General features: G+C 69.1%; 2 protein-coding genes and 1 pseudogene. All 3 read right to left on the bottom strand.

The annotated features are described in order from the left end of the window. Nucleotides 1–305, bottom strand: a pseudogene (locus AOK15_RS38885) (GAF domain-containing protein); the annotation flags it as partial. Further along, complete coding sequence (locus AOK15_RS38880) at nt 302–901, bottom strand: GTP-binding protein (protein WP_055523651.1); 600 nt, start codon at nt 899–901, stop codon at nt 302–304. The gene AOK15_RS38880 and the pseudogene AOK15_RS38885, both read right to left, overlap by 4 nt. After that, on the bottom strand, nt 879–1,009 hold a 131-nt coding region (locus AOK15_RS43315; RefSeq protein ID WP_157870506.1), incomplete at its 5' end, for a DUF742 domain-containing protein. The genes AOK15_RS38880 and AOK15_RS43315, both read right to left, overlap by 23 nt.

Below are 1,009 nucleotides of genomic sequence, written 5' to 3'. Positions count from 1 at the left end.
ACCACGTGGGGGCAGAAGCCGTGGTCGCGGGCCAGGTGGCGGACCGTTCCGAGCGCGGGGGCGTCACCGGTGGCCTTCGCCGGGGCGTGCAGGCCCGCGAAGAACTGGCGGTTCTCATCGATGAAGTTGACCATCGCGTACGGCACGGAGGCGACCTCGGCGAGCCGGTCCGCGAAGGCGTCGAAGGCGGGCTCCGGATGCTCGCCGAGCCCCAGCAGCCGCAGCCGCCGTACACGCTCGGGGGCGTCCCGGTCCTCGGGGGTGAGCAGCAGCCGGCCGACGGGACGGGGCGGGTCGTACGTCACGTGTGGGCCCCACGGCTCGGGAGTTCGGCCGGGGTGTGCGCGAGGAGGTGCCGCACCAGGGTGAGCAGGGTCTGCACGCCCGAGCTGGAGATCCGGGCGTCGCAGCAGACGACCGGGATCTCCGGGTCGAGGTCGAGCGCCGCGCGCACTTCCTCGGGGGCGTAGCGGTAGGACCCGTCGAACTCGTTGACGGCGATGATGAATCCGAGGCCGCGTTGTTCGAAGAAGTCCACGGCGGCGAAACAGTCCTCCAGGCGCCGGGTGTCGGCGAGGATGACCGCGCCGAGGGCGCCTTCGGAGAGTTCGTCCCACATGAACCAGAAGCGCTGCTGTCCGGGTGTGCCGAACAGATAGAGCACATGCCGCGGATCGAGGGTGATGCGGCCGAAGTCCATGGCCACGGTCGTCTCGACCTTGTTCTCGATGCCTTCGAGGCTGTCGGTCGCCGCGCTCACTGTGGTGAGCAGTTCCTCCGTGCTCAGCGGCGCGATCTCGCTCACCGCGCCGACGAAGGTCGTCTTGCCTACCCCGAACCCTCCCGCCACCAGGATCTTGAGTGCGGCGGGGAAGGGATCAGAGCTGTCGTCGTAGTCCATCGAGCACTGCCTCCAGAAGAGACCGGTCTGTCGGGTTGTGGTGGAAGGCCGGGGGCTTCGTGGTGAGAGCCCCGCAGTCGACCAGGTCGGACAGCAGCACCTTGGTGA

The sequence above is a fragment of the Streptomyces ossamyceticus genome (genome assembly GCF_001418475.1).
GTDB classification, from domain to species: domain Bacteria; phylum Actinomycetota; class Actinomycetes; order Streptomycetales; family Streptomycetaceae; genus Streptomyces; species Streptomyces ossamyceticus.
Note: the sequence above shows the minus strand (reverse complement) of the source record. Positions and strands in the feature narration are given on the sequence as shown.